The organism is Paenibacillus sp. FSL R5-0623, assembly GCF_037974265.1.
Taxonomy (GTDB): domain Bacteria; phylum Bacillota; class Bacilli; order Paenibacillales; family Paenibacillaceae; genus Paenibacillus.
Map to the genome: position 1 here is coordinate 4,818,326 of NZ_CP150233.1, position 25,170 is coordinate 4,843,495.

Genomic DNA, 25,170 nt, shown 5'->3' on the forward strand with positions numbered 1-25,170 from the left:
CGCGTAGAACTACGAATTAGTTTTGTTTTTTATCTTCATCCACAACTTCGTAATCAGCGTCTACGACGTTATCACGTTTAGCGGAACCTTGTTGCTCTTCAGCACCTTGTGCTTCTTGCTCTTGCGCCTGAGCTTGCTCATACAGTTTCACGGACAGTTGTTGAACGATCTCTGTCAGCTCTTCTGTAGCAGCTTTGATATCTTCCAGGTTGTCAGAAGCCAGAACGCCTTGCAGTTTTTCTTTGGCAGCATTTGCTTTTTCAACTTCGCCAGCATCTGCTTTTTCGCCAAGATCTTTGATCGTTTTGTCAACAGAGTAGATCAATTGATCTGCACTGTTTTTCGCTTCAACGAGTTCTCTGCGTTTTTTATCTTCTTCAGCGTGCAACTCAGCATCTTTCATCATTTGCTCAACTTCAGCATCGCTCAAACCGCTGGAAGAAGTGATTGTGATTTTTTGAGTTTTGTTAGTACCTTTATCTGTTGCAGATACGTTAACGATACCGTTGGCATCAATATCGAAGCTAACTTCGATCTGTGGAACGCCACGTGGAGCTGGTGGAATATCACCCAACATGAAACGTCCAAGCGATTTGTTACCTGCTGCCATCTCACGCTCACCTTGCAGAACATGAATCTCAACGCTTGGTTGATTGTCTGCATATGTGGAGAATACTTGAGATTTGCTTGTAGGGATCGTTGTGTTACGCTCGATCATTTTTGTGAATACGCCACCCGCAGTTTCGATACCCAGGGACAATGGAGTTACGTCAAGCAATACAACGTCTTTCACATCACCTGTCAGTACGCCCGCTTGTACAGCAGCACCCAAAGCTACAACTTCATCGGGGTTAACGCCTTTGTGTGGATCTTTACCCGTCAGTTTTTTGATTGCTTCTTGTACTGCAGGAATACGTGTGGAACCACCAACCAATACGATCTTGTCGATATCGTTAGCTGTCATACCCGCATCACTCAATGCACGACGAGTTGGTTCAAGCGTACGCTCAACCAGACCTGCAGAGATTTCTTCAAATTTCGCACGGCTCAGGTTCAACTCCAAATGCTGTGGAACACCATCAGCAACCGTGATGAACGGCAAGGAGATTGTTGTAGTCAATACACCGGAAAGTTCTTTTTTCGCTTTTTCCGCTGCATCTTTCAAACGTTGAACCGCTGCTTTATCTTTACTCAAGTCAATGCCTTGATCTTTTTTGAATTCACTTACGAGATAATCAATGATTACTTGGTCAAAGTCATCCCCGCCCAGTTGGTTATCCCCGCTCGTTGCTTTAACTTCGAAGAAGCCGTCACCCAGTTCAAGAATGGATACGTCGAACGTACCGCCACCCAAGTCATATACGAGAATCGTTTGGTCTTCGGATTTCTCCATACCGTATGCCAAAGCTGCTGCTGTAGGCTCGTTGACGATACGCAGAACTTCCAAACCTGCAATTTTACCCGCATCTTTAGTCGCTTGACGCTGACTGTCATTGAAGTAAGCTGGTACAGTGATAACGGCTTGAGTTACCGTTTGACCCAGATAAGCTTCAGCATCAGTTTTCAATTTTTGCAGGATGATTGCAGAGATCTCTTGTGCAGAGTAGTCTTTGCCATCAATTGTTTCCTTGTGGGAAGTACCCATGTGACGTTTGATCGACATGATGGTACGATCCGGATTGGTGATCGCTTGACGTTTTGCAGTTTCACCAACAACGCGCTCTCCATCTTTTTTGAAACCGACTACGGATGGAGTTGTACGTGCGCCCTCCGGATTTGGAATTACGACAGCCTCGCCGCCTTCCATTACTGCTACGCATGAGTTTGTTGTTCCTAAGTCAATACCAATTACTTTGCTCATCCGAAAATTTCCTCCCTCAACAATTTAAAATGAATGGGTCTGATCTGACCCTTATTGGATGTTCATGTTGCTAATCGTGCTCTATGTGTACAAACCTTTATATTAAACTTCGCCCACATTGTTCAACTATGAAGCCGACTCATTCCTTCCTATAAGGAAATTATGAGCTGACTTTAACCATAGCTGGACGAAGCACTTTATCTTTCAGCATGTAGCCCTTTTGGACTTCCTCAACAACGATACCTTCTTCGTACTCGTCGCTCTCCACTTGCATAATTGCTTGGTGGAATTCAGGATTGAACGGTTGTCCTACCGATTCCATTGCCGTCAGACCTTCGTTATTCATCACGGTTTCCAATTGACGGAAAATCATTTGGATGCCCTTGGAGAAAGATTCGACCTCTGCTCCTTCCGGTACAGTAGCCATGGCGCGCTCGAAGTTATCAATAACCGGTACCAGTTCGGTGACCAGCTTCATCGAAGCGTATTTAGCCAATTCTTCTTTTTCCTTCTGAGTACGACGACGGAAGTTATCAAAATCAGCCTGTGCACGGACATAACGCTGCTGTTGCTCCTCAGCTTCTGCCTTCAGACGTGCAAGCTCATCCTGCTCCTGATCAGCCATCTCTTCAGCTTGTGATTCTGCAGCGCCAGCTTCATTAATAGGCTCCTGCTCTGCTGTTGTTACCTCTTGTTCTTCTGTAAATGATTGCTCCTCTTTCAAGATGTTCACCTCCTTATACGAATGAAATGGTTCATTCCCGAATCTTATTTGAAACGATGTGTCAGCATCGTCGTCAAGTCACGGGATAGTGTATTTAGAATATGAATGACACGTGCATAATCCATCCGCGTGGGTCCTAGAATACCGATCGAACCCAAAGCCTCACCATCCAATGAATAGGAGGCTGTAATCAGGCTGCAGTTGGCAAAGGCTTCATGATCATTCTCAGTGCCGATTCGCACTTGAATACCAGATCCACCCGGCACGGGCATCATCAATTTCATGAGTGTTGGTGTCTCTTCCAGCAGGTCAAGAATATCTTTTACCTTTTCGATATCTTTAAACTCCGGTTGAGTCAACATATTGGTGGCACCACTGAGGAACAGACGATTATCATGTTCGTTGTCAAAGGCACTGTTCAGCACCTGCATAACTTCCTCGTAACGTGTAATATGCCGTTCCATCTCTTGCCCAAGTTCAGTATAGAGACGGGATTTCAATTTGTAAATTGGCACACCAACCAGCTTGGTGTTCAACAGTCGAACCACTTTCTCCATCTCGGCTACCGAGATTTCTGGAGGAATCTGGACCGTCTTGTTCTCCACCTGACCGGTATTGGTCACAATGATTGCCACAGCTTCACTTTCGTTCAGCGGAAGCAATTGGAAGTGGCGAAGGGACGTATGGAATACTTCCGGTCCAAGCAGGATCGAAGTATAATTCGTCATATGTGACAAAATATTGGATGCATGTTGAATAACTTGTTCCATGACATTCAGCTTTTCGGCGAAGAACGACTTCAAATCGTCCAATTCCTGGGGCTCCACCTGATTCCAAGGAACCAAATGATCGACGTAATATCGATAGCCTTTATGAGACGGAATGCGTCCTGCCGATGTATGCGGCTGTTCCAGGAAACCCATATCTTCAAGGTCCGCCATTTCATTACGGATCGTCGCCGGACTATATCCAACATCTCCCCTTTTGGAAATGCTCCGGGACCCTACGGGCTCAGCTGAACGGATATAGTCATCCACTATAGCGTTCAGAATCATTCGTTGACGCTCAGTTAACATGGTGAGTATTCCCTCCTTCTGACTGTACTGTCCCATGTCGTTAGCACTCCAGTTAGATGAGTGCTAAGCGGTAATACAAAAATACCAAACTGACGTGAACATTGTCAAGTGAGTTTGATGAGTGGGCTCATCTATTTATAGTATAGACCAATGTCGACAAGTCCTAACAACTTTATTGAACATACTTTGAAGTAAAAAAGGACTGCATGTAGGGCAGAGGCTGACTCGGCTCGATCCATGCAGTCCATTTAGTTGTTAGGCTGAAACGTTAAGCTCTTTTAATACCGCGATCTCATCACAACAATCCTGCTTGCTGCAGTGAACACAGTCGGTCCATACTTTCTCGGGGAAAATCTCTTTTTCCACCACAGCAAAGCCATTTTTGAGGAAGAAGGATACTTCATATGTCAACGCCATAACTTTAGGAATCTGTTGTTTCTCCGCTTCTTCTACCAGTCGGTCCAGCAATCGGGAGCCAATACCGAGCCCTTTGTGTCCTTCCGAGATACCGAGTGATCTGACTTCCACCAAATCATTCCCCAGACGACAAAGCGATCCGCAACCCACCACTTCACCATCAACTTCGGCTACAACAAAGTGCTCCAGCTGTCGGTGCAGTATTTCCCGTGATCGCGGAAGCATGATCCCACGCTCTGCATAGCCCTTAATCATTTCATACAGTGGTTCAACATCTTCCGGCACGGCTTTTCTGCATATTACCGACATCCTGCTCTCCTCCTATTACCAAGCTTTCCAGAGGAAAGCTGACTTCGTAGTTGTTAAATTAACACGCTCTGTAAAATCAATATGAATAAATATACAACAGAGCGTATAGAATTTCAAGCTATGAATTCAGCGATATGGACCCGATAAACTCCGCAAAAACGTCATTTCCGAACAGGATACCCTGCTCGCTCAGTCGGAAGCCGTCTGCCGTCCGCTCAAGCAACCCTGCGTTCAACATTTTGCCCAAAGGCTTCGCAAACACTTCTTCCATGGACTCTCCGAACTGTTCGCTAAAGCGTGAGGCCGAAGCTCCCTCCAACATTCGCAGTCCAACCATCAGATAATCTTCCATGGCCTCCGGGCGAGCAATCTCAAAATGATCCAGACGAGGCAGCCCTGCTCGTGAAGCTTCAACATAAGGATTTATACCTTTAATATTCATATGCCGCTCGCGGCCCACATATCCATGTGCACCTGCACCCAGTCCATAGTAGTCCTCATTACGCCAGTAGGTAATATTGTGACGACTCTCAAAGCCCGGCTTGGCAAAGTTACTGATCTCGTATTGTCCATAGCCTGCTTCTTTCATACGTCTCATTAATAGAAGATACATCTCCAGCTCATCATCTTCATGAGGAAGTGGTAACTGGTTCTTCTGATACAGTGTATGGAAAAGTGTATTCTCTTCCACTTTCAGGCTGTAGATGGAGTAATGTGGCAGATCCAGTTCCAGCGCTTTGTCGATACTCTCATTTAACATTTCTACAGTCTGGTTCGGCAACCCAAACATCAAGTCAATGGACAAGTTATTCAAGCCTGCTTTTCGAGCATTCTCCAAACTGCGATATACATCATCCGTATTATGAATACGGCCAATGCCTGTCAGCAGATCATTCTGAAAAGCCTGCACGCCAAAGCTGACACGGTTGACGCCGCCTTCTTTCATCGCAGCGAGTTTCTCCGCATCCGTTGTTCCCGGGTTGGCTTCCATCGAAAATTCAATATCGTCCGCCCAATTTGGGAAATACGTCTTCACGGAACGAAGAAATACCGCCATCTCATCCGGTTTCAGAGCTGTTGGCGTACCCCCACCTACAAATATGGTCTTGATCTCACCCGGTGGATTGGCCTTAACTGTATGTTCCATCTCCCGTTCCAGTGCTTCTAGATATTGCATCACGGGCTGATCTTTCAGAACGTAGGAGTTAAAGTCGCAATAAAAACATTTATTCGTGCAAAAGGGAATGTGAAGATACACCGCTTGGGGCGCACCTGTCTTCCGGCTGTGTGCTGCCAATGTCATGGCAAGTCCCCCTCTATTTGAAAAAAGGAAAGCCATCCGGCTTCCCTTTCAGCTTAGTTATTTAATATTCTGTGTTGTACCCGAGACAAAATATCGTTTATCCTTTCATACACAAATTATTGATGTACCAAAAGGATTCACGTGAAGCTTGCAAGCAAACGTCCTAAATCTAGTTTGAATACACACATTCTGTGATGTATTTCAAATTAGATTGTTTAATCATCAATTTTCAGTACCGCCATGAATGCCTCTTGCGGCACCTCAACGTTACCAACCTGTTTCATCCGCTTCTTACCTTCCTTCTGCTTCTCAAGCAGTTTCCGTTTCCGCGAGATGTCACCACCATAACACTTGGCAAGTACGTTTTTACGCATTGCTTTTACCGTTTCACGAGCAACGACTTTGGTACCTACAGATGCCTGAATTGGCACCTCGAACATTTGCCGTGGAATCAGCTCGCGCAGTTTCTCACAGACAATGCGTCCGCGGTTATAGGCACGGTCACGGTGAACGATGAAGGACAGAGCATCCACCTGTTCGCCATTGAGTACAATATCCATTTTCGCCAGATTGGACTGACGATAACCGGACAGCTCATAATCCAGGGATGCATATCCTTTGGTACCGGATTTCAACTGGTCGAAGAAGTCATATACAATCTCGGACAGCGGAATCTCATAGGTAATGGTAACCCGGGTTGTGTCCAGATATTCCATATTCACATATTCACCGCGTTTAGTCTGACACAGCTCCATAATGGTACCTACATAATCATTCGGTACGATAATATCTGCCTTGACGTATGGTTCCTCGACGTAATCAATCCGGCCCACCTCAGGATAGTTGGATGGGTTGTCGATTTTCATCACTTCACCATTGGTTAAGGTGACGTGGTAGATTACACTTGGTGCCGTTGTGATCAACGGAATGTTAAACTCCCGCTCGATCCGCTCCTGAATAACGTCCATGTGAAGCAGTCCAAGGAATCCGCAACGGAATCCAAAACCGAGTGCACTGGATGTTTCCGGTTCAAAGCTCAGAGACGCATCGTTCAACTGCAATTTCTCCAACGCTTCACGCAGATCAACATAGTCCGATGTTTCGATCGGATAGAGACCACAATACACCATTGGGTTAATTTTACGATAACCCGGCAAAGGTTCCGGTGTTGGATTTTTGGCATCCGTTACCGTATCCCCGACTTGTGTATCGCCAACATGCCGGATACCTGCAACGATAAATCCAACATCCCCGACGTTCAACTCGTCCACGATGGTCATACGAGGTTTGAACGCTCCAACTTCAATGACTTCAAATGATTTCCCTGTTGCCATCATTTTGATTTTGGAACCGGATTTGATTTTGCCGTCAACAACACGCACATATACGATTACACCTTTGTACGGGTCGTAGTGCGAGTCAAAAATCAGCGCTTTCAAAGGCTGGTCAGGATCACCAGTTGGTGCCGGAACACTTTTCACCACTTGCTCCAAAATTTCTTTGATTCCGATTCCTGATTTGGCCGAAGCCAAAACCGCATTACTTGTGTCCAAACCAATAACATCTTCCACTTCCTGCTTCACCCGTTCAGGATCAGCGCTCGGAAGGTCAATTTTGTTGATAACCGGTAAAATCTCAAGGTTGTTATCCAATGCCAGATACACGTTGGCAAGTGTTTGGGCTTCAATTCCCTGAGCCGCATCCACAACCAGCAGAGCACCTTCACATGCAGCAAGACTACGTGATACTTCATACGTAAAGTCTACGTGTCCCGGTGTATCAATCAGATTCAATAAATACTCTTCACCATCATCCGCTTTGTAAGTCAAGGCTACTGCTTGTAGCTTGATCGTTATTCCACGTTCACGTTCAAGGTCCATCTTATCCAGAACTTGTTCCTGCATTTCACGTGAAGTGAGCGCACCTGTGTGCTCCAAGATCCGGTCCGCAAGTGTTGATTTGCCGTGATCTATATGTGCAATAATAGAAAAGTTACGAATTTTACGTTGTCTTGCCCGAATGTCAGTCATTCCTTACCCCCAGAAACAGCCTAGTGTCAATCACTTCATTATAACAGTTGAAGCACAGTGCATCAATCCCGTGATGTCTCAACTTTATAATAAAGTGTCATCATGCACTCCCAGAGGTTATATTTTACCTTAACATTATGGTATTTTATTCAGCGACGCCGCTAAAAAGAGAGACCACCCACTTGATTCCACTGTGTGAGAGATTTTGCAATAGTCCAGCAGTTTTGTCTGCCAACACATCAACCGGAGCCTTATTTTGATCTGCCCCAAGCACTTGGCTTGGTGACTGAACAGGTACAAATGGTGGTTCTTTAATTTCCTTTTGGACAGGAGCAGTCGGAACAGATTCGGTCACCGATGAAGTTGGCTCAGTTGTCACAACGGTTGACGTGCCTCCTGAGGGATTGCCCATATGAAAGTTGCTGCCAGCCAGCTGCATTCCAAACAGAACACCCAGCAACATTAACACAGCGATGGATAACAGTCTTTTACCGAATCTGGACATGTGCATTGCCTCCTGTCACTCTCTACTATTTTTCCTTCTAACATATATGGTATCTACCCACCCTGCGACGAGGTTTCCACACTGGCTTTGTCCACCTTCTGATCCTCCCAATACACTTGGGAAATCATGTCTGCGAGAATCTTTGATGTCCGTTGGAGCTCAGCTCCTGTGTTGTCGATGCCACCAATCTCAATCAAAATGCTGTTAGGTGAAAGGGTTTGGTTATACTCTCCATTGTTGGCTCCTCCGCCATCCTTGCCCCACACACCACGGGATACCCCAGGATACTTGGCTTCCAGTTTCTTATGAATTTTCGCTGCAAAGGCTTCATTCTGCCGCCAATTTGGATTTTCATGTCCAATAATGAAATATACTTTGGCGTAGCCCAAGTCATTAATAGTTGTTGTTGTTTTGCCATGACGCTGTGAATCGCGATGAATGTCTATGAGATATGTCAGATCATCATTTTGAGCGAGCGCCGCTTTTACCGTTTGACGGGAGTATTTATAGGAATAGTTCCAGTTATAGTCCTTTACTTTGGTGGGGTAATCATCCTTGGCGTGTTCTACGCCGATTCCCAGCTTCTCCAGACTGTCTGAGAGATAGGTTCCCACTTGAAACACATTGCCTGTTGATTTGCCTGATGATGGATTGTCACTTTTCGTACCTAGCAGTGGATTGTAGCCTTCCCGTGGATGGGAATGATAGATAAGAATTGACTTTTTGCCTGTTGTCGGTGAGCCTGAATTGTCTTTCTCACCATTCTTCGCTGGGGGATCTTCTTTATCTTCTCCATCTCCAGGCTCACTCGACTCAGGTGGATCCGTATTGTCCTGGCCTGGTGGAACATGGAGCTCACTACCGGGTTTCCCTCCACCTGTGGAAGCCGTATCCGTAAGACCGGGACCGGGCTGATAATCTTCGGGAGCCTCGGCTTTTTCGTTACCAGATCCAGGACGGAGCAGAACAGGTTGGTTGGAACCCATGCCCGGCATTTCTCTCGCAATCAGGCTCTTCGGATCTTGTGGATTTACATTTGTTAGTAATTGGAAAACAAAAGAGGTAAGATTCTCACCGGATATGGCAGAGGTCTGTTCCTTCTGGGTGAGATGAGGCATCTCCATACCGAGCATATCGACGAAAAAGCGGCTTGATACGGCACTCGCAAATCCTTTCATGGAAGAAACGGGTGAATTATTCAAGCGTTTCTCTGCCATGCCCCCCAGACCCAGTACGACAAAAAACAAGGCAGATATGATCATAAGCAACAACAACGTACGGCCCATGGCCAGCACGTGCAGACATCTTTTTTTCCATTTCCCAATATTCCAGGCCAATATCTTGTTCATTCTGCTGTCTCCTTCCCTGCTGGACAACTCTTATACTTCAACTCTATGAGCCGGTCCAATTTGATAGAACAGGAAAATGAAAGATTCCAGAAACAAAAAAAGAAAGTCCGATAGATTCGGACCTTCTTCTCAGCAGTTTTAAGTTTTAATGTGTATAAGCGGCTACGTTATCTGGATTCACGGCATCATGGAGCGCGGCGTTAAGTCCTGAAGCGATAACATTGGCAATTCCCTCAATAAACTCATCGATTTCCTTTGGGGTCACAATGAGGTCATGACCTAGTGGCTCCAGTACCTCTTTCACCAGACTCAAGCGATCTTGTTCACCGATGTCGTCCAGCATACCCATGATCTGTTTGGTCTGATCCGTTTCCTGGCGAAAGTGTGAGCTCATCATCTCAATCACATTATTCACGATGGTGGACGCATAACATACGGTTGGTACTCCGATGGCGATGCAAGGCACACCTAATATCTCACGAGTCAGGCCACGCCGTTTGTTTCCAATACCGGAACCCGGGTGAATACCAATGTCCGCGACCTGAATCGTTGTATTTACACGTTCCAAGGAACGGGAGGCCAGCGCATCAATCGCAATAATGGCATCCGGCTTGGTCCGGTCTACAATCCCCTGTACGATGTCACTGGATTCAATGCCTGTTGTACCTAACACGCCGGGAGCAATCGCGCTGACTTCCCGATACCCTGGCGCAACCTGATCTGGCACCAATTCGAAATACTGACGGGTTACCATCAGATTTTCCACAACAAGTGGTCCGAGTGAATCCGGGGTGACATTTAAGTTACCCAGGCCAACAATCAAGACCTTGGATGTTTTGTTAATTCCAGCCTTAACCATAAAATCTTCCATTTCACGTGTGAACTCGGCAGCAACTCGCTCCTGTAACTCGGTATCACCATTTCGTAGTGAAGGTACTTCCAAGGTGACATAGTGACCTTTCACCCGTCCAATCGCTTTGGCTGCTTCTTCATTCAGGACATCAATACGTGTAATCGTAATGCCCTCTTTTTTCTCCACATCTTCCCGTAGTCCGGGAATCGTCTGTTTCTGTCCACCTTGCGCCATTTCCTTGGAGTCGATTGCCAAATCGGTACGAACTGTATAGTTTTGCAAATCCAGTGTCATTCTGTCCCTGCCTCCCTTACCGCATTTGAGCATATTGTGTGGGAAAAAGAGTTTCTTTATACAGCATGTCGAACATCGTAGGAATATCTGTTGCATTTTACATGCTAGCGTGATAGAATATTTTAAGTTGTGAAACGTTTGTATTCATGCAAATGCCTTACAGGAGGTGAATGTAATGCCAAACATCAAATCCGCTGTTAAACGCGTAAAAACGAGCGACAAGCGCCGCGCACTCAACGCTTCCCAGAAGTCTGCACTCCGTACAGCTGTTAAAGCTGCTGATGCTGCTCTGGTAAGTAACGAAGTTGATACTGCAAAAGCTGCGATTCAAGCTGCTTCCAAAAAGCTGGACAAGGCTGTAACTAAAGGTCTGGTTCATAAAAATGCTGCAGCACGCAAAAAGTCTCGCTTGGCGAAAAAACTGAACGCTCTTTCCGCACAAGCGTAAGAAGCGTTACTTATACGATCCAATGGAAAAATCCTGAACAGCATAGGCTTTCAGGATTTTTTAGTATCTGATTCGATAAGTATAAGACACAAACAAAAGCGACCTTTATTCCGATGATTTAACTATCATGGAGCAAAGGTCGCTTTGTTTGTTTCTCACACTAGTAATCTATTACGTTTACTTGTCCATTCACGCACCAAGTCTCAATAAGAACAGTTCCAGACCAAGCACTTTATCCACCGCTCCTGTTTTCATCTGGTAATCCAGTTCGCTGAGGTGGCTTAGAATCATTCTCAGACGTTCCGGCTGAAATTTACGGGCTTGTTCACCCGCAATCTTAACAGCATACGGATGCAGACCAAGCTGACTGGCAATCTGCTGCTGGGAGTAACTTTGTTGGCCCAACTCTTTCACCTGGATCATGATCCGAAACTGGCGTGCGATTAAAGCCGCAATTTTAATCGGTTCTTCCCGCTGCTTCAGCAACTCATAGAAAAGAGCCAACGCTTTCTCCAGTCGCAAATTAGCGAGTTCCTCCACCAGCGAAAATACATTCTGCTCTGTACTACGGGCAACCAGTGACTCGATATCAGCACGCTTGATTGTCCCCCCATTACCCGCAAACAAACATAACTTGTCTACTTCAGCAGACAGGGTCTGAAGACCTGTTCCTGCATAGCTGATCAACGTTTCCGCCGCTCCCGTCTCCAAGGAAACATCCCGCTGCTTCGCAAGTTTCACTATCCAATTCAATAACTCTTCTCCACTGAGTGGAGCAAAAGCAAGAACGACTGCCTTTTTCTTGACAGCTTTCACCAGTTTCTTACGCTCATCCAGCTTATCCCCCTGGGCCAGGAAAACAATCGTACTGTAATCTGCCGGATTCTCCATATATGTAAGCAGACGATCAACCTGATGTTCAATCTTGGATTCTTTACCTGCGGTGAACAGGCTCGCGTCCCTTACAATAATTAATTTGCGTGGAACCAGAAAAGGTACGGTCTCTGCTTCTTCAATAACGACCTCCACAGCCGTTTCAGACAAATCATACGGAATAATCGCAAAATCACGATGTTCTTCTTCAATAACCTGTTCTTTTAACATATCCGTAAATTGCTGTATCTGGTACTTCTCCGTTCCATACAGCACATATAACGGTGCCGTTTCTCCATTACGTATTGCCTTTGTTGCACTTTTTACATCCATTCACGGCGCCTCCCTATCCCTCTTATCCTACCAGAAAAAACGCAAGACAACAAAGGGACCTTACATCCAGTTATGGATGAAGGCCCCCTGTCCTACATCTATATAAACGCTGACACCAGCAGTTCTAGAAAAAGCCGGTGCGCGGTCATACGACGTCAGTTGTTCAGAACTGAGATAGGACGTTTTGTTACTTCCACTATATGCTTGTCATACTGAAAATGTTCTTTCGTTTAGAGGAGCGCACTCCCCATTTTTAATTATTTCGCAGGAGCTCCACCTGAAACAGCAGGTACATTAAACGAGTTCTTCGCCGTTGTTCCGTCCTTGTCCGTTTCGTAATTAAAAAGGGTACCATCCTTTGACCAACTCGCTGACTTCAGTGTCCCCTCTATGCTGCGTTGTTCAACCAAATTTAGAACATCCGGTTCGCTCACAGGTTTGGAGTATATGCTGATTTGATCACCAATAAGCATAACTACATAAGAGCCGTCAGGTGATTTCCATTCTTTTGGTACTGCTGTTGTAGCCATTCCCTGATCCGGTCCTGCTGCGAATCCTTTGTTTCCGCCAGAAGCGTCTGCACCTGCACTGGAATCAGGTACAGTGTTACCTTCAACCGGAGCATCTTCAGTCATATTAGGTGTTGTATCCTGAGAAGTGAAGGATTGGGCATCTCCATTTTCTGTTTCTGTTACTCCATTCTCTTCCCCATCTGCAGAAGATTTAGGAGCATCTCCTGATCCCTGAATTCTCTGCTCAGAATCTTGGTTCTGAACCTGATTATTGTGATTATCGGTCGGAGGAGTTTTGGACGAATTATCCTGCGGTCCTTTATTCGGAGCAGGCGTTGATTCGGTAGCCGGTTGTTTAGGTGTCGGATCTGACTGAACTTCAGGCTCCTGCACCTCATCTCCACCGTTCTCTTCAGGAATTGTTTCTACGCCTTGGTTATCTGGTTCAGTTGGTGAAACATTCGATTGATCCACAAACACATCGTTGCTGCTTGGTTGGGACGAAGTGGCAGGATCATAATTTTCAATATTCTTGCTTAATGGATTTTCATCTACATTGCCGCTCTCTTGAGAAGCTCCAGAGCTCATCAACATGGAATCGGCATTCTCAATCTGTTCAGGCTGATATCCCCAGATGGCGAATCCCAATACAACTGCCGCAGCCGCTGCACCCACCGACATACGTCCTGCCATCGAGTTAAGCCATTTTTGCTTCGTTTTCCGCTCACTTGAACGTTGTAAATTCTCAAATGCAGCGGGGACAGGATTCATTTCCTGTATGGTGCTACTTTGTTCCTTCCGCGCTTCGTCAATGGCATCAAGCTGTGGCATAATCGCATCAACCAGACTAAATTTCGGGCTTACTTGCGGTAATTCTTCCAGTTCTCTGGAAAGAGCTCTGAGTAAACTAAAATTTTCGGCGCACTCCGGACACTTCGCCACATGCTGTAGCATCTGCGCGGTTTCCGCCTCGCCCAGATCATGATCCAGATAGCGGTGCATCCATTCCACCACCTCTTCGCATTTCATCCTGTCACACCACCTTTCTGATATTCCTGTAGTAGATTCTGTAATTGCTGTCTGGCTCTAAATAAATAAGATTTCACCGTATTCAACGGAAGATCGAGACAATCCGCAATTTCATTGTAGGATAAGTCCTGCAAATATCTTAGAACAATAACGGTACGATGATGCTCGGGAAGCTTGTTGATCGCATCCTGAATGTCCTGGGCCACATATGTAGACATGACCTCGTACTCCACATCCTGATTATCCTGAAAAACCATGTCATGTTCGTCAATGGAGACGGACGGCTTGGTTCTTCTGAATTTATCAATACAGATGTTCGTGACGATGCGTTGTACCCATGTTTTGAATTGGGCCTTTTCTTCGTAAGAATTGATTTTGGTGTAAATTCGGATCAACGCTTCCTGAGCAGCATCCAAAGCGTCCTGTTCATTATTTAGAATGTAATATGCGGTCCGATAGACATGTTGTTCAATCTCCCGCAATAGGGTAATTAGAGCGTCGCGATCGCCCGATTGAGCGGCTCTGATGAGTTCCGGCTCTACCACAAAGGATCCCCCTCTCCCTGCAACCTTACAGACGTGATCATCAATAAAATTGTTGCAAAGTTAAGTATTTTTTTAATTTGCCATAACAAAATAACGGCGTATGTATTAGGGCCGCTGAAATCTTCTCTTAGAATAACAGAAATTGCATAACGAGTCACCAAACGTATCCAAAAGGGATTCCATTACTTACACGACTCAATTCAAATGCAATGGCATACATTATAGATAAGCACTTTTTTGGTTCCTAAAATAAAAAAAGTCGAAATTTGTCCAAATTTAAGCTGATTTTAATGCAATTTTCATGAAAATAGTGTATTGTAAATTTACATTCATAAACACGAGGTGATGAGCATGCCAGCTCTTGCGAAAATTCAAGCTTTAAAAGAACAAATGCCCAAAGAATACCAAAGCATTTCCCATTTTGTGGAACACGCATTGGAGTCCATCGATACTCTGGTTGAGGAACATCGGAAGTACGTAGCTGCACAGGCATTATACGGCGATAAAATCGTTGGAACGGAAGAACGCTTGTACAGAGAAACCGTACTTGATGTGAGAGCACAACTGTTGATGACTCTTGAGAAAACGGTAGAAGATCTGTTACACAAGGGTGACAAACATTGGAACAAACACTTTAAGGATGGCGTGGAGTAGTTCTTATATTTCTTCTACATTTTGAAAAAATGGCCCGTTTTCCGATATTCTCCCTCGTGGAGTGTAACGGAAAGCGGGCTTTTTTTGTGCTGTGACTTGCAATCAAATGAAACAGCAAGGAATGATTTTTAAATCCAAATAAATGAAGGTCGGTTTATATAGGATAGTGCAAATCCATTCTTATAGAAAAGGCACAAACCTTAGAAAAACGAAGGTTAGTACCTCTTTTGGTGTGATGAACTTATCGATTATAATAAGGGCCATTTCCTGTGGATTCATTCAAGGACAACAACTGAGAAACCGTTACGAATTGGTAGCCTTGCTTTTTTAGTGATTTAAGCATTTGGGGCAGTGCATCAGCTGTAGAAGCGTGAATATCATGCATAAGTACAATCGAACCTGATCTGATGTTTTTAGCAACCTCTTTATTTACAGCTTGAGCGTTCCGGCTTTTCCAATCCAGCGAATCCACAGACCATAAAATAATGGGTGTTTTCTGTTCTTTGGTGACTTTTTTGACTGATTCATTCATAGCACCATAAGGCGGACGGAATAGGGTTGGTTTTTCTCCAGTCGCATCTTTGATTCGGTCCGATGACTCTTTGATTTGTTTGCGCACCTCACTCAGGCTCATATTCGCCAGATTCGGATGACTCTTGGAGTGATTGCCGATCTCGTGGCCGGCCTTAGCAACCTTTTTAGCCATATCAGGATAATACTCTACTTGTACGCCCAGCATGAAGAAAGTAGCCTTCGCGTTGTACTCCTTCAAAGTCTTTAGAACTCTAGGTGTCACCTTTGGGTGAGGCCCATCATCAAAGGTAAGAGCCACATATTTCCCTTTAGGATCAAGCGGAGGCTGAGTTGGCCTCTTCCCTTTTGGTTCATCGTTATTTTCATAAGTAATATTCCATTTTTTAGTAAGGTCCTTCTTCAAGTAGGAATGCAAGGATTTCAGTGGAATGTTCACTTGGACCGTTCCGGCTGCACCAGCAGCGATCTCGTATTTATTAAAGTATAAAGTAAAGACTCCGTTACCTATGGACCATTTCCATTCAGATGGATTTTTTATAGATTCTTGAAGTTCTGCTTCGAATACATAAGAGTGGACGTTTTTCTGTTTCTTCAATTCTTCCTTCACGATTGACATAATATGGTCAAGAGCTGCTTTGTCATAAGTCATGATATCGGATAAATTCAACATTTTATTTTCAGCTGTGTCGATATTAAAAGATTTTATTATCGATTGTCCATTAGCACCGCCTGTGGTGATTTGATAGGAAGTGAACACTAAACTATATAAATGGTCATTAATTTTATTCGTATCTACTGTAATATTCAATTCAGCACGATGATCGCCTTGAAGCGTTTTTGCACCGGTCTCAACCTGGGTTAAGAATTTCTTTTCCTGATCATTGACCCACGTCTGAATAGGAGTATTAATCTCCTTGCTATTTGTTAGGACGTTGCTAATCGACAATATATAATGCTTCGTATTCTTCGTCCTTGTTTCGATATTTAAGCCTGGGTATGCACTGGGTGACACTTCAACGTTCTCTGTCACGCTGTGGTTACCAGCTAGAACATTTTGCACCATTAGATTGATTCCTAGAATCCCGCCAGCTAATACAATAAATCCAACCAGCCAAACGGGCCACCGTGTTTTCTTCTTTTTGTTCATTTCAAATCATCCTTATCTTTATTCTAGTCATAAAACTGCAAGTCATTGTCTATCCTTTCTTCCGTTATTCACATAAAACATCGATGACAGAAAAGCACCACTGAGTGCCTGCACTCTCGACAGATCGATAATGAGGAGCCACGCAAATCCCCCTAAGCCCATCATGCATTTTGCTTTCGTCCCTATCCTTTTTGATTTGTCGCTCATAGGCAGGACGCCGAGCTTGTGAAAAAAGTTTTCTCCAATTAATGTAATCAATGAAGAGAACAAAACATTTTCATGGAACTTCTACCTTTAGAACTAAAAAAAGCATCCCGTAAGACGAGAGTCTTCGGGATGCCACATTCAGAATAATCGTCATGTTTCCAGCATAAGACTTGAATTAATGTTGTACTTGTACATTTAGAATGTCGGACACAAATTGGATTGCACGTAAAACTGATTTTTATGAATCGAAGTGGCTACGCCGAGCGCTTTGGGAGCCATTCTCGAGAAGAAGCAAGCTGCCACCTTTTTCAGATCCAACTTTACTGCGACTTCTGGCTTCATATCATTCGGCTTTGCCTCAGAGGCTGGCATTCTTCAAATTGAAACGGAACTCCGGTGAACCCACATATCCCGGCGCGATACTGTATTTCGGGAAGACGATAACCAGTTCGCCTTTTTCAATATAAAACGACTGTTCCGTGAACGTCCCTTTGAATTCTTCCAGGAAGTATTGATCGGGATCCTTTCTCATTTGCGCAAGAATATTTGCATCAAGCTTTTCTTTATAGTTAGAACCGAGGATATCCTCCAATGTCACGCGCTGACCCGCAGAGGCATTTTTCAAGTTGTAGGTATCGATCCGTGGCATGCTCGTCCCCCCCTTGTAACCTTCCGTGATTACTTCAAGCGAAACTACTCCTGCCAGCTTTCCAGTTCCGTCCGACTTTAGCTTATAGCTGACGTAAAATTCATAGGGGTGGAACTTCTGGTGATTTACTTTTGCCTTTTTGGCCGTTTCTGCGGCATCCTTCTCCCACTGAGCAAGATCCTTTTGCGCACTGGATAAAAGGATGCCATTCAGTTCATTCTGGTATCTGGTGTCCAGCATGCCGTCCAGCTGCGGTACCTTGATGTTCACAATAAGGTTCTTGCTTGTTGTGCTCAGTACCTTCTCCACGATTTTTACTCCTGTAGCCGAAGGGACGGTTGCATGTACCTTAGAGCTGACAGTTACGTTTGCTGAAACAGGTGCCGAGGCCAGCGCATTTGCAGATAAGCTCGCTGCGCCGACGCCGAGCATGGCTACACAGCCCATGGCCCCCATCTTCATGTATTTTATCGTTTTCTTTTTCATAGCTTTCATCCTCCATCTCTTTGTATGAGTGTCTAATCACGCACACTCATTGGCTAGACGCATGAGATGGTACAGAAAGTTTTGGAAAATCAAAAATAAAACAATGTCTCTTCGACCAAAGTACTAACAAAAAAAAACCGGCGCGGGGTACCCGATCACCGGTCTCTTCCATTACTTAATGTATTTGTTGTTAATCAGAACGTCTTTCAACACATCCGTGGGAATGACGAATTCCACAGAACCCATATAGCCTGGCGCAACGTCATATTCGTTGAAAGCAATCACCAGCTTTCCGTCGTTGTTGATATAGAAGCCTTGATCCTTCGCAATGCTCTGGAACTCACTGGTGACCGGCACGTCGGTAGCTCCCGGAGCCCAGTAAATCTTATTAGGGTCCGCTTTCATTTGCACCTGCATCTGCTCTATAACGTTGTCGCTGATGAGTCGTACATAACGATCGTCCTTGAACAGCATCGGCAGAGTGATGAGGATTTGGTTTTTCTTATCGATCGTATCAAACTGAAGCTCCTCCGAGGATGAACCGGCGGTCTCGACCACGTATCTTTGTATAGATAAAATCTCGTCGTTGTCCGTCTTTACTTCATATCCGACATCAAGTCCCAGATGGCCTCCGCCTTGCTTCTTCAATTCGCTGATTTCCGTCTGAACCTTTTCGTAAAGCGCTTTGTTCTCCTTCATATATTTCTCGTTCAACCCGCTTTGCAACTGCTCATTCTCCATATCGGTAATGGAAGGCACTTTGATATTCGCATTGTAATTAGACTCGTCAACCACGTATTCCTTGAACGTGAGCACTTGGATAACCCGGTCCACACCCGGTATGGATGACAAGGCTTTCGCTACAGGAGGGCTCACATTGATCGCAATAAGGAACATGAACGCAGCCGCACTGGAAACGGCTAACCATCTGTACTTTGAGCCGCGGCCCCTCCTTCCCTCCTTAGAGAATTTATGAATCGATTGGTTTACAATGCTATCCAATTCATCTGGAATGGGTATTTCTTGATATTCTTTTCGCAGCTGTTCGATGTTATTGTTCATCTTACTCGTTCTCCTTTGGTTGTTTCATCATTCATTGTGATTCGCAATAGCTGATGCGCCTGATACAGCCTTGTTTTAATCGTATTCAAATTCTCATCCAGTACAGCAGCAACTTCCTCGATCTTCATGTCTTCAAAATATCTCAGTATAATGACACTCTTGTATTTATCCGGCAAGGATTCGAGCGTTAGCTTCAAATCAATGTCCGTATACGTATCTTCTGCCCCGAGGCTGTAGGTTTCGATCATTTCATGATCCATCGCCTGAACCTTTTTGTTTCTGCGCAGAAAATCCAGGGCGGTATTCACCACAATCCGGTAAAACCAGCTTTTGACCGCGTCTGGGTTCTTCAAACGTTCGAGATTCGTCATCGCTTTGTATATGGAGTCTTGTACGATATCCAGGGCATCATCCTTATTTTTGACATAGCTATACGCAAGTCGGTATACATTCTCTTTATGCTCGGTAATACAGTGTGTAAGAATTTTTTCAGTTTTCCTATTGAACATGGTCGATTATCCCTTTTCTATATAAATCTTTTGTCGTAACAAGAAGTAAGACGTATACGGGTTCCCAAAAAGTTTTCGCATCCAAAATTTTTTTTCACTTCTGCAAATCGTTCAAGGCCCTCACAAGCAGCTAAGCGTAAACCTCGACGCCTCTATTAAATGCACCTCGTCCTTTTAAAAATAATCTTCCCTTCCTTTGCTTGCCGAATACCAGCCTACTACCGATGACTGAATTCATTTGAAACTTTTGTAATGTTCTCATTGACGGTATCCTGCCATTTCCAGCATGAAATACTTCAATTCCTCTTCAGTGGTTAGGCCTTCTCCGCTATAAAACCAGTAGAAGCCAGTAAACTGAAATTCTCACCGGCTGTATGAATCTAAGCCTGTACCATCTTCTTTGTGTGAATGTGCCGTGAATGCTGACAATCTCACCAGGCTAAAGCCTACCGGATTCTATAAGTCGTTTGGTAATCTGTAGCGCCTTTGTCGTTGTAGGCTTTCTATAGTAACGATATTTCATATTTTTAATCCGTCCCCTTCTGATCTGCGCCGGTGGAACCACGCCTCCCCTCCCTCATTTCCTACCCTGCCAATACCAAAAAAAAAATATGTCACCACCATGAAATAAAAAAAAGTCGTTCGCAGTGAAACGACTTCTTTCTTTTATAGGTCAACTAAGTACTTTCTTTCTCTAATTCCCACTTTTCCTCAACTTCTGTATGTTAAAATATAGTAACGCCTTAGCCTATCTCTTATTGAATATAGTTATTTAGGGAGGTCAATTTTCGAATGACAAAAACCCATAGAATCAATAGGCCGCGCGGAAAAATAGTTGCAGCTGTATTAACTGCAGTGTTCATTTCACTTGCAATAGGGATATATCACTATGTCCCTATAGATGAAAGATTAGAGAATACCTACTATTATTCATTCGGGTATACATTTTCAGTTGGATTATTGATTAACCTCGCTATTTTACTTTTCTTACTTACGCCCCTTTCTATATTAGTGGATGGATTACTTTTATACAGAAAAAAAGATAATACGTATATGAAATTGCTCGTTGCTATTGCCGCATATGCTCTATTAGGCTGCATAGGTGGGGTCATCTACTCGATATTTACACGTAACTTCAATACTTTTTCCGCTCAGACTATCCACATTGTGGTATGTTCTCTTGTCTTTTTAACCTTCCAGTTGGTATTAAATCGGAGTTTTCTTCACTCATCTTCACACCGATAAATAGATTATGTGCCGTCACTCAACCCCGACCAGCTTGTATCGAACATCAATCTCCCCATCTTTGACCCTCATCTGGACCTCACCCATCTGATCTGTCCGATAAATATCCGACCCGGTAGCCTCCAGACGTTCCATCACTCCTGGATTGGGATGCCCATATGTATTGTTAACTCCTGCAGATATCACAGCGGTTTTGGCGTTCCAGTATTGGAGCCAGGCTTCGGTGGACGATGTTTTACTACCATGATGAGCGACCTTTAGAACGTCAATGGAGACAGATGCTGAAACATCTTTTGAATCAACCTGCAACGGGCGAGTAAGTACCCTTTGTACGACCCCCTCTGTAACTCCAAGATCTGCACCTTTCTGTTCAAACTGGGCAGCCAATGAGCCATCTTGAATCATATAGAGCAGGTCCTGCTCGGCTGCTGCATCCATATCTCCGGTGAACAACATGGAAGCCCCCGCCATTTCCAGCAAAAAGACAACGGAATCATGATTCTGGTGTTCAGATACAGGCAAACTGCCCGATACATTTACATCCATATGTGCCAGATCCGGAGCTATAAAATGTAAACTTGTCTGCTTATCAGCCTTATAGGACATGCCCTGCTGAATGGCGTATAGGGGGATTTTCTGTTCCATGGCTGTGTCCAGTAACTTTTCAAAGTCATCCTTACCGCTGGTCGTGCCATTAAACATGAAACGTTTAACTGGAATCTGTTCCAGCACAGCCTGTAGTCCTCCGGCATGATCCTGGTCAGCATGCGTTACAATGACAGCGTCCAGTTGATGGATGCCTCTCTTTTTCAATAGAGGAACAACGACCTTGGCTCCCACCTCGTACGGATCACGTCTTGTTTTCCAAGATTGTTCGGTGTTCCCAAAACTAACCGTTCCCCCGCCATCTACCAGAATGTGTTTGCCTTCCGGGGTCGTAATCAACGTGCTGTCCCCTTGGCCAATATCCAAAAACTGCACGATGCCGGTTCCAGCAGGCTTGGGAGTCTGATATGCCCACCATAATCCAGCAATAAAGCTGAGCGCCAGAAACCCGCACAACCATTGCTGAGCTCTACTCATTCGTACATTTGAATAATACCCTGCACCTCGTGCGGTAAATGCACTTGCATACTCCGGCCAGGCAATACTGGCTCCTAATGTCGTTAATGAAGTTTCTTTTCCATCTACACGTTTCTTACCTTGATCCTGATCCTGTGCCGCTTTAGACATCGAAGAGCGAATGCCCACATTCCCCATGGAAACTGGAGGTTGTCGCCTCACAAGAGGTGCCGTCTCCTCCTCAATAAACGTTGTTTCTCGCTGCTCACCATTGCCACGATGCAACAGGTAGAGCAAAGCATACAACACGGCATAATATGCAGCGATCCATAACAAGGGCGGTGTTGCCCAGATCAACACAAAACCTGGCAGGCTGTTCAACCACTCCACGCTTACAAAAGTCAGTTGATTCAGTTGCATCGCAATCCATGCGAGAGGTTTCGCCAAGGGAACCCATATGAATGACAATAACATGGCGACCGTCCCCAGAGGTAATACAATAGCACTGATCAAAGAAACCAGCAGAAAGTTAGCTACAAATGAGAGTAGCGAGAACTGGTTGAAATACAAAATAGTTACTGGGAACGAAATCAACTGAGCGGTCACGGTAACGGATGCTGTTGCAGCCAGAGATTTCGGCCAACTGCTGAACAGCCGGTTTATCAGTGGCATATAGATCATCAAACCTGCGGTCACGAGAAAGGATAATTGGAAGCTCACGCTCAGCAAAAAGTACGGGTCCCACCACATCATCAGCAACGCTGCTGCACTAATCATCTGAAGACCATCTCTGGCGAGGCCACGACGTGCCATATACAGACCAATCATGGACATCATTCCTGCCCGAATCACTGAAGGTGACCCTCCGGATAACAGTACATAAGCTGGCACCAGGATCAGAACAATCGTGAGCGCCGTCTCTCTGGTAAGCCTTAGCCAGGATAGAATGAGAAGCAACGAAGCAACATATACAGCGACATGGGTTCCAGAGATAGCCAGGATATGCGTTAGACCCAGTTGTGAAAACTGACCATAGGTACCTGGATCGATATCAGTAGCCATCCCGAGAATAAGACCCTTCATATATCCTGCATGAGGCTCTGGAAATAACTGCTCAACCGCCGAGCCCAACTTATGCCTAGTCCAATCCGTCCACCGTAGCACGTTATATTGTCCAAGTCCCTCAGGAGTAACTGCTGTTACCGAACTGGCTCCCTTCACTTTGAACAACCAGTGGATATGCAGGGTTCGCAAATAACTGCGATAATCAAACCCGCCAAAGTTTCTTGCTTCGCCAGGAAGGGCAAAAGAACCATTAAGTGTGATTGCATCGCCCCTCTTCCAGCCCGTTGCTACCTGTTGTTCTTCTTCCTCCAACAGTCTGACTTGTACGATCAATTGTTCATTTATGTTGAATGCAGATGATGATGCGAGATCTGTATCTGCTGACGAATCCGATGTTGCCAATATTGTAGACATCTGTATCTTAAAGTCAGCCCGGTCTCCATCAATGCGCACATCTGACACCAGCTCACCCTTAATTTCGGCTGCCAAACCGTCCAACTCTTTAGCAGTGATGTGAGTAGTCTTGGACAGACTGCTATGATTGCGTGCATCATTCCATTCCCAATGTGCAGCGCCTCCAATAAAGGCAACAAGTAAAAATAAAACAGACCATCCACGCACATTAATAAAATGAAGTAAAAGTGGCAGACATGCCAGAGCTCCAATTAGCCCCCAGATTAACATCCAGCCTGTTAACGCGCATGCTATCCCGCTCCCGCACAACCAACAAATCGTAAAACTTAATAACGGTCTGCCTTTCATTTCTACCCCTCCATCATTTCACCCGTTGAACGCAGAAAAACCCCCGAAAAGCCAATTCAGGCTTGCCGGAGGTTCTCCCTCACGTATTCGACCATATTCACATTAATTGCTCACAGTCATCATCGTTTCCCGCGGGGGCTGGTAATTCTCCAGCCTGCGGAACGTTATGCCCTTCTGTTCCATCATATTGGTAACCTTGCCGGTATCTTTAGGATAAGAACGATGAAACACGATTTCTGTAATCCCGCTATTCGCCAGCATATTGGCACATGTCCAGCACGGTTCGTCGGTCACGTACACGGACGAGCCTTCGCGGTCAATTCGATCTGTGAATAAAAGTAAATTTTGCTCCGCATGGATTGTGCGAATGCATCGTTGCTTTTTCACCATTTCTTCTTGCCCATCGGTCACGACCAACTCATACTCTTCCGATATCATACAACCTGCTTCAGAACAATCCGGGACGCCGGTGGGTGCACCATTATAGGCTGTTCCCAGCAGTTTCTTTCCCTGAACAAGAACGGCACCCACATGACGACGCGAACAGCGGGAACGGGTGGAAACCATATACGCGATGTCCATAAAATACGTATCCCAGTCCTTGCGTACCTCTGTACTCATGCTGCTTTCCTCCCGCTTAACACAATTTATATTTTAATATTAACGGATCTGCACATACGGCGCCATCTTCTCCAGCATCTTCATACCGATTCCTTTGACCTTTGTCAGATCACTGACTTTTGCAAAAGGACCATGTGCATTCCGATAGTCCACAATAGCCTGAGCTTTCTTCTCTCCAATTCCGGGAAGCTCCGTAAGCTTGGAGACAGGTGCAGTATTCACATCAATCTTACCATTGTCGCTAGCTTCCTCACGAACTACAGGTGGATTACTGTTCGAGCCCGTCTCGGAGGGAACCGAAGGATTCGAATTCGTACTTTGCGCCACTGGTTCAATCGAAGTAGCCGTATCTGAAGGATTATCTTTCGTCTGATTTGGAGTTTGAACTCCCGAATCACCTTCAACCCCAACGCTCGCAAGCTCTTTAGACTCTCCTGCCTTCGCATCGTTCCCAGTCTGCAGCCCACTTGCCTCGGTTCCCGAAGAAGATGCTTCTGTATTGCCCTGAACCGAATTAGCCGACTGTACAGCAGGGAGTTCCTGCTCTATCGTCGGCTTCTCGGTGCCGAGCTGCAAGGGTTCCCAGCCACTAGGTGGTTGTTCACTTTTGCCCGACCATAATATAAGTATACTTCCAACCACCGCAGCAGCAATGGTCATCCCTTTGTTCCATCTCATTCTTCCACACCTCTCCCTGAATTCAAAA

The 25,170-nt window shown here is 45.1% G+C and carries 21 protein-coding genes; 2 read left to right on the forward strand and 19 right to left on the reverse strand.

Features of this window, described 5'->3' with window-relative positions; genetic code table 11:
- Positions 1-16 precede the first annotated feature (16 nt).
- From dnaK to gpr, 9 genes are all read right to left on the reverse strand, one after another.
- A complete protein-coding gene (gene dnaK, locus MKY92_RS21190; RefSeq protein ID WP_076211666.1) occupies positions 17-1,861 on the reverse strand; it encodes a molecular chaperone DnaK in 1,845 nt (614 codons plus the stop codon).
- Between the two features lie 160 nt (positions 1,862-2,021).
- Positions 2,022-2,588, reverse strand: coding sequence for a nucleotide exchange factor GrpE (grpE, locus tag MKY92_RS21195; protein WP_339301866.1), 567 nt, complete (start codon positions 2,586-2,588; stop codon positions 2,022-2,024).
- A 41-nt stretch (positions 2,589-2,629) separates the two neighbouring features.
- Positions 2,630-3,661 carry a heat-inducible transcriptional repressor HrcA gene (gene hrcA / locus MKY92_RS21200; RefSeq protein ID WP_339297512.1) on the reverse strand — a complete coding sequence of 344 codons (1,032 nt, stop codon included), beginning with the start codon at positions 3,659-3,661 and terminating at the stop codon, positions 2,630-2,632.
- 255 nt (positions 3,662-3,916) lie between these two features.
- Positions 3,917-4,387, reverse strand: coding sequence for an N-acetyltransferase (locus MKY92_RS21205; protein WP_017687214.1), 471 nt, complete (start codon positions 4,385-4,387; stop codon positions 3,917-3,919).
- Between the two features lie 118 nt (positions 4,388-4,505).
- A complete protein-coding gene (gene hemW, locus MKY92_RS21210) occupies positions 4,506-5,690 on the reverse strand; it encodes a radical SAM family heme chaperone HemW (protein ID WP_036668565.1) in 1,185 nt (394 codons plus the stop codon).
- A 215-nt stretch (positions 5,691-5,905) separates the two neighbouring features.
- Positions 5,906-7,720 (reverse strand): translation elongation factor 4, encoded by a 1,815-nt coding sequence (gene lepA / locus MKY92_RS21215; protein WP_036615097.1) that lies wholly within the window; start codon positions 7,718-7,720, stop codon positions 5,906-5,908.
- Between the two features lie 145 nt (positions 7,721-7,865).
- Entirely contained in the window at positions 7,866-8,225 is a 360-nt protein-coding gene (locus MKY92_RS21220) for a hypothetical protein (RefSeq protein ID WP_076211674.1), read from the reverse strand.
- A gap of 53 nt (positions 8,226-8,278) precedes the next feature.
- The gene (locus MKY92_RS21225; protein WP_339297513.1) at positions 8,279-9,574 is read right to left on the reverse strand and encodes a stage II sporulation protein P; all 1,296 of its coding nucleotides are present in this window, start codon (positions 9,572-9,574) and stop codon (positions 8,279-8,281) included.
- Between the two features lie 145 nt (positions 9,575-9,719).
- Positions 9,720-10,721 (reverse strand): GPR endopeptidase, encoded by a 1,002-nt coding sequence (gpr, locus tag MKY92_RS21230; RefSeq protein ID WP_221821961.1) that lies wholly within the window; start codon positions 10,719-10,721, stop codon positions 9,720-9,722.
- A 175-nt stretch (positions 10,722-10,896) separates the two neighbouring features.
- Between gpr and rpsT the strand changes: the two genes are divergently transcribed.
- Positions 10,897-11,169, forward strand: coding sequence for a 30S ribosomal protein S20 (gene rpsT / locus MKY92_RS21235; RefSeq protein ID WP_024628504.1), 273 nt, complete (start codon positions 10,897-10,899; stop codon positions 11,167-11,169).
- A 189-nt stretch (positions 11,170-11,358) separates the two neighbouring features.
- Here the strand turns inward: rpsT and holA are convergent, their stop codons facing one another.
- The 3 genes from holA to MKY92_RS21250 form a co-directional block, all read right to left on the reverse strand.
- Positions 11,359-12,375 carry a DNA polymerase III subunit delta gene (gene holA, locus MKY92_RS21240; RefSeq protein WP_339297514.1) on the reverse strand — a complete coding sequence of 339 codons (1,017 nt, stop codon included), beginning with the start codon at positions 12,373-12,375 and terminating at the stop codon, positions 11,359-11,361.
- A gap of 257 nt (positions 12,376-12,632) precedes the next feature.
- Positions 12,633-13,916, reverse strand: coding sequence for a zf-HC2 domain-containing protein (locus MKY92_RS21245; protein ID WP_339297515.1), 1,284 nt, complete (start codon positions 13,914-13,916; stop codon positions 12,633-12,635).
- Positions 13,913-14,461 (reverse strand): sigma-70 family RNA polymerase sigma factor, encoded by a 549-nt coding sequence (locus tag MKY92_RS21250; protein ID WP_017687205.1) that lies wholly within the window; start codon positions 14,459-14,461, stop codon positions 13,913-13,915. The genes MKY92_RS21245 and MKY92_RS21250 overlap by 4 nt, the downstream gene beginning before the upstream one ends.
- A 351-nt stretch (positions 14,462-14,812) precedes the next feature.
- Between MKY92_RS21250 and MKY92_RS21255 the strand changes: the two genes are divergently transcribed.
- A complete protein-coding gene (locus tag MKY92_RS21255; RefSeq protein WP_145323317.1) occupies positions 14,813-15,115 on the forward strand; it encodes a hypothetical protein in 303 nt (100 codons plus the stop codon).
- 241 nt (positions 15,116-15,356) lie between these two features.
- Here MKY92_RS21255 and MKY92_RS21260 read toward each other — a convergent pair whose 3' ends face one another.
- The 7 genes from MKY92_RS21260 to MKY92_RS21290 form a co-directional block, all read right to left on the reverse strand.
- Positions 15,357-16,796: a polysaccharide deacetylase family protein gene (locus MKY92_RS21260; RefSeq protein ID WP_339297516.1), complete on the reverse strand. Its 1,440-nt coding sequence runs from the start codon at positions 16,794-16,796 to the stop codon at positions 15,357-15,359.
- A 565-nt stretch (positions 16,797-17,361) separates the two neighbouring features.
- Positions 17,362-18,138 (reverse strand): DUF3298 domain-containing protein, encoded by a 777-nt coding sequence (locus MKY92_RS21265; protein ID WP_339297517.1) that lies wholly within the window; start codon positions 18,136-18,138, stop codon positions 17,362-17,364.
- Positions 18,139-18,309: 171 nt separating this feature from the next.
- A complete protein-coding gene (locus MKY92_RS21270) occupies positions 18,310-19,200 on the reverse strand; it encodes an RsiV family protein (protein ID WP_339297518.1) in 891 nt (296 codons plus the stop codon).
- The gene (locus MKY92_RS21275; protein WP_339297519.1) at positions 19,197-19,709 is read right to left on the reverse strand and encodes a sigma-70 family RNA polymerase sigma factor; all 513 of its coding nucleotides are present in this window, start codon (positions 19,707-19,709) and stop codon (positions 19,197-19,199) included. The genes MKY92_RS21270 and MKY92_RS21275 overlap by 4 nt, the downstream gene beginning before the upstream one ends.
- A gap of 1,260 nt (positions 19,710-20,969) precedes the next feature.
- A complete protein-coding gene (locus MKY92_RS21280; RefSeq protein WP_339297520.1) occupies positions 20,970-23,843 on the reverse strand; it encodes a ComEC/Rec2 family competence protein in 2,874 nt (957 codons plus the stop codon).
- 102 nt (positions 23,844-23,945) lie between these two features.
- Positions 23,946-24,464, reverse strand: a complete 519-nt coding sequence (locus MKY92_RS21285; protein ID WP_017687196.1) for a cytidine/deoxycytidylate deaminase family protein — start codon at positions 24,462-24,464, stop codon at positions 23,946-23,948.
- Between the two features lie 39 nt (positions 24,465-24,503).
- Positions 24,504-25,142, reverse strand: a complete 639-nt coding sequence (locus MKY92_RS21290; RefSeq protein ID WP_339297521.1) for a helix-hairpin-helix domain-containing protein — start codon at positions 25,140-25,142, stop codon at positions 24,504-24,506.
- Positions 25,143-25,170 lie beyond the last annotated feature (28 nt).